Raw genomic sequence first — 4,617 nt, forward strand, 5'->3', positions numbered from 1 at the left:
GGTGACCCGCATCGTGAGACCGGAGGACTCCACCCTCTGCCTGCATATCCGCAGCGCCTCCTCGTCCTCTCTCCGCACGCGGGCGAGATGGCAGATCTCCTCGCCGGTCGCCTCCCGCAGGATCCGCTTGATCTCCTTGCGACCGCTCGGGATGAGGCGCCCCGCGTCGCAGCGAAGGAGGATTCCCGCGTCGATCCCGCGCTCCGCCTCGACGATCACGTGGCGCCCGATGGGAATGACAAGCTCCTCGGCGAGCATGAACAGCTCGATCCGGTGCCCCTTGAACCGGACCTGCACGAGCCGGTCGCCCGTCAGCGCGCCCGGAGCGCCTCCGCGGAGGGCGTCAGGATCTCCCATCATCGCCTGCCATGCCCCTGCGCCTGGGCCGACGCGCACCGGACCAGCATCTCGTGAAGCGCCAGAGACGGATTGACGTTGCGGTCGATGCTCTCGAGCATCTCCTCCAGAGCGTCGATCCAGGCCCTGATCCTCCCCACATCGGTGCTACGGGCCTCGTCTCCGAGCTCCTTCCTGCGGTCCATGTTGCAGAGCGTCTCCTCGGGCAGCCCGTACTTCACGGCCAGGAGGTCGTGGCACCACATGAGCAGCAGCTCGACGTTCCGCCGCGCGGAGTTCGGATTGATGGCCTTCGACCACTGCCGGACCTTCTCCTGGATGTGGGCCGTGTCGGGCGGCACATGCAGCAGCGTGATCGCATCGTCCCTGCTCTTGGCGATCGAGGTCTCCTCGCGCAGGCCGAGCGCGCGTCCCAGGCTCCCCTCCGAGAGCGCTGCGATCAGCCGCGCGGAGGCGGCATCGATCTTGGCCTCGCCCTTCAGCACACCTTCGATCGTCGACCTCCGCAGCGGCCGGAAGCGCACCTGCTGGCAACGCGAGACGATCGTCGGGAGCAGGGCCCCCGGCTCTTCCGCCACGAGGATCAGGTGGGTCCCCGGCGGAGGCTCCTCGATCAGCTTCAGGGCGGATTGGCCGGCGTCCTCGCCCAATCTGGCGGCGTCGCTGATGATGAAAACGCGCCTCCGGCCTTCTGCCAGCGACATCGCGGCCTCGATCTTCAGCTCGCGAATCCTCTCGATCCCGATCGAGGCGTTCCTCGCGTAGTCAAGCAGATGGTATCGATCGGCGCCGTAGTCCTCAAGCTTCTTGGCGATCTCCTCGGGTCGCGCGTCTTCGTCCCGGGTCGCGGGAAAGAGGAGGCGCACGTCAGGATGGATCAGGCTCGCGACCTTTCGGCAGGGGAGACATCGTCCGCAGGGGATCGAGTCGCCGGCGCAGTTGAGCGCCTGGGCGAATCCGAGGGCGGTGCGCGTCTTGCCGACTCCGCGCGGACCGTGGAAGAGGTATGCCTGCGCTATCCGATCCTCGGCGATCGCCGCCCGCAGGCGGAGGACCACGTCATCCTGATCGCGGATCCACGAGAGGACGGCCTCCGGGCAGAGAGGAGGCATCGTCCTCACTTGAGCCACTCCTCGGGGTCCATCGCGTCCTGGCCGAGGCGAATCTCGAAATGCAGGCAGGTTCCCTTCACCGAATCGGTGTCGCCGACCTCGGCGATCCTCCTGCCCGGATCGACCTTGTCCCCCGCCGCGACGAGGACCTTGGAGCAATGCGCGTAGAGGGTGTAGTACCCCCCGCCGTGGTTCAGAATCACGCACCTTCCGTACCCCGGGAGCCAGTCGACGAACTCGGCGGTGCCGGCCGCGACCGCCTTGACGGGAGCCCCCGATGGAGCGGCGATGTCGATCCCGTTGCTCGGCACCTTCGTCTTGAAGCGCGGGTGCATCTCCACGCCGAAGTTGCCGACCACGCTCCCCTCCGTAGGCCAGGGAAGGCTGCCCCGCAAGGGCGCGAGACCGGGGCCCGTCGTTCGCGGAGCCTTCGCGTCCTTCGCTTTCTTGCGGCGATCCTCCTCCAACCGGGCAAGCAGCGTTCGGATCTTCTGCTCCGCCTGGACCAGGTCGTTCTGCCGCTTCTCGAAGGCGTCCTTCGTCTCCCGCACATCCTCGATCTCCGCGCGGGTTTTGCGGGACTTGCTCTCGATGCGGCTCTTCTCCCTCTCCTTCTCGCTCTGCAGGAGGTCGAGCCCGCGCCGCCGCGACTCGAGGAGGGATGTGGCCACCGCGAGATCGTCGCGCTGCTGCCGCAGCCAGAGCAGATCGCCGCGATCGCGCTGGATGGCGCGCGCCAGGAGGGCGCCGCGCGCAAGAAGCTGCGCGAAGCTCCGGGATGAGACGAGAAGCTCGGCCGTCTGCGGACTGCGCGATCGCTGGTAGTTCCGCAGGCGGCGGCGCAGCAGCGCCGACATCTTCTCGTGCTCGCCCGTCATTCTTCCCAGCTCGCTCTGCCTCCCCGTGAGATCGGTCAGCAGCGCCCGCTCCTGCTCCTCGAGGCGGACGAGGTAGCGCTCGGTCAGCTGCTTGTCGCGTTGCAGCCGCTGATCCAGCGCTCCGAGCTTCTTCTCCTTGCGCTGCAGCTCTTCGATCTTCTTGCGGTTGGCCTCCATCTCCTTCTTGAGATCGCGCAGCTCTCTCTGGCGGACGCTGATCGGATCCTCGCTCGCCTGGGCCAGGAGCGCGCAGGGAACGGACAAGGAGATGGCCAAGACGAGGAGGACTCTCGCGGTGATTGAGCGGGCCCGGCAGGCGCCCTGGCGCTGCCCCGCCCCGCGATGAAAGGGGCGGGGGGCGATCCGCGGGAGGCGCCTCTGCGCCCGGGCGGGGGCCGAGAGGGCCTGCCTAGCGGGTGACCGGCTCATGGCGACGTTCGAGGTCCCGCAGAGCCGGCTCCACCGAGGCGACGCTGCTCACGATTCCCAGCAGGATCGCTCCGCCGACGAAGAAGGCGATCCAGGCGGATGGTATGTAGGTGAGACCCGGCATCATCTGCAGGAAGGCGAACCGGACCAGGGCGAGCAGGAGCAGCGCCAGGATCGACGCGACCGTCGCGTGCATCGCGCCGAGCAGAACATAAGGAGACCGGATGAAGCCGGGCGTGGCGCCCACGATCTTCAGGATCCTGACCGCTTCGCGGCGGCCCAGGAAGGCGAGCTTCAGCGTGTTCCAGAGGACGAGCAGGACCGCGAGCGCGGCCAGCGTCCCCGCTCCCGCCGTCGCCCAGTGTATGTTGCGAATCCCGCGTTCGAGCAGATCGATCCAGGGGCCGCCATATAGAACCTCATCGACACCCTCGTATCCCTCGATCTCCCCGGCGATCTGGCGAACCGCTCCCCGCCGGGACGCGGCTTCCGGGGTGAGGCGGATCTCGAAGGAGGCGGAGAGCGGGTTCTCCCCGAGCGCGCCCACGATGTCGACGTCGCCCAGGTCCCTCTCGACCTCCTCGAGGGCCTCCTGCTCCGAGACGAAGATGACCTCGGCGACCTCGCCGAAGCTCCTAAACGTCCGCTCCATCTCGGAGATCCTCTCAGGCGGCAGGTCCTCGGCGAGGAAGACCTGCAGCCCCTTTCGCGACTCCAGGCTCCTCGCGACACCACGGATGTTGTGTCCCGCCAGGAGAATCACCGCGAGGAGGAAGAGGACCGCGGTGAGGGCCGTGAGGCTCGCGAGGCCCTGGGCTCGGTCCCGCGACTGGATCTCCCATGCCTCCGAGACGAAGAAGCGGAAGCGGATCACAGCGCCCTCGCCCTCGCGGGACGCGCGTCTCGAACGGCCCTCCCGCCCTCGAGCGTCACCATCCGGGACGCGAAGCGCGCCGCGAGCGACTCGTCGTGGGTGGCGATCACGACGGTCGCTCCCCCCATGTTGACGCGGCGGAACAGATCGAGCACCTCGGTCGCGCTGGCCGTGTCGAGATTCCCGGTCGGCTCATCGGCCAGGAGGATCCGGGGGCCGTGAACCAGCGCGCGGGCGACCGATGCGCGCTGCTGCTCTCCGCCCGAGAGCTGGTCGGGATAGCTGTTTCGCTTGTGGTAGAGGCTCACCTGCGTCAGCAGGCGCAGGATGATCCTCTGGAGGGTGGATGGCTCCAGCACCCCCGTCATCCTGAGCACGTAGGCGATGTTCTCGAAGATCGTCTTGTCGCGCAGCAGACGGAAGTCCTGGTACACGACGCCGACCTTCCTCCGCAACTGGGGGACCTCGCGCCGGCGGATGCGCGCCGAGTCGTATTCGAGGATCCGCGCCCGGCCGCGAGAGGGGAGTTCCTCCATCGTCACCAACCGCAGGAGGCTCGTCTTGCCTGCGCCACTCGGCCCCAGGATGAAGACCATCTCGCCTGTGCCGATCTCGAGATTGACGTCCTCGAGGGCGTATTCCTCCCTCGGGCCCGGATAGCGGAGCCAGACATGCTCGAAGGCGATCATTCGCTCACCCAGGGATCATCGAGCGTTCTCTTGGCGATCGGCCGAATCATGTCGCGGGACGCGGCCCGCGAGACCTGCCGGGTCGGGATCTCCAGAATCTGCACTTCCTCCTCCATCCGCCCCAAGGAGTCGCGCCAGCGGATTCTGTCCCCCACGCTGACGGTCCGGGAGGAGCGCGCCTGCTGATCGTTGAGCCAGACCCGCCCTTCGGCGCAGGCCTTCGACGCCTGGCTCCTGGTCTTGAACAGGCACAGGGCGTGGAGCAGTAGGTCAATCCT

At 67.7% G+C, this 4,617-nt stretch carries 6 protein-coding genes; all 6 read right to left on the reverse strand.

Going from position 1 to position 4,617, the window contains the following annotated elements; translation table 11 throughout:
* The coding region (locus tag FJY88_12085) for a hypothetical protein (GenBank protein ID MBM3288073.1) at positions 1-360 on the reverse strand (360 nt) is incomplete at its 3' end.
* On the reverse strand, positions 357-1,478 hold the full coding sequence (locus FJY88_12090; protein ID MBM3288074.1) for a hypothetical protein: 1,122 nt from the start codon (positions 1,476-1,478) through the stop codon (positions 357-359). The genes FJY88_12085 and FJY88_12090, both read right to left, overlap by 4 nt.
* The gene (locus FJY88_12095) at positions 1,475-2,776 is read right to left on the reverse strand and encodes a hypothetical protein (protein ID MBM3288075.1); all 1,302 of its coding nucleotides are present in this window, start codon (positions 2,774-2,776) and stop codon (positions 1,475-1,477) included. The genes FJY88_12090 and FJY88_12095 overlap by 4 nt, the downstream gene beginning before the upstream one ends.
* Entirely contained in the window at positions 2,757-3,650 is an 894-nt protein-coding gene (locus FJY88_12100) for an FtsX-like permease family protein (GenBank protein ID MBM3288076.1), read from the reverse strand. Before FJY88_12100 ends, FJY88_12095 begins: the two co-directional genes overlap by 20 nt.
* Positions 3,647-4,339 carry an ATP-binding cassette domain-containing protein gene (locus FJY88_12105; protein MBM3288077.1) on the reverse strand — a complete coding sequence of 231 codons (693 nt, stop codon included), beginning with the start codon at positions 4,337-4,339 and terminating at the stop codon, positions 3,647-3,649. Before FJY88_12105 ends, FJY88_12100 begins: the two co-directional genes overlap by 4 nt.
* A partial coding sequence (locus FJY88_12110; GenBank protein ID MBM3288078.1) for a hypothetical protein occupies positions 4,336-4,617 on the reverse strand: 282 nt, incomplete at its 5' end. The genes FJY88_12110 and FJY88_12105, both read right to left, overlap by 4 nt.

Source organism: Candidatus Eisenbacteria bacterium (assembly GCA_016867495.1).
In the GTDB taxonomy this organism is placed as follows: Bacteria; Eisenbacteria; RBG-16-71-46; order CAIMUX01; family VGJL01; genus VGJL01.

Excerpts from the sequence above, each read along its gene's own strand:
- FJY88_12095 (MBM3288075.1), bottom strand. The coding sequence starts at position 2,776 with ATGAGCCGGTCACCCGCTAGGCAGGCCCTCTCGGCCCCCGCCCGGGCG.
- FJY88_12105 (MBM3288077.1), bottom strand. The coding sequence starts at position 4,339 with ATGATCGCCTTCGAGCATGTCTGGCTCCGCTATCCGGGCCCGAGGGAG.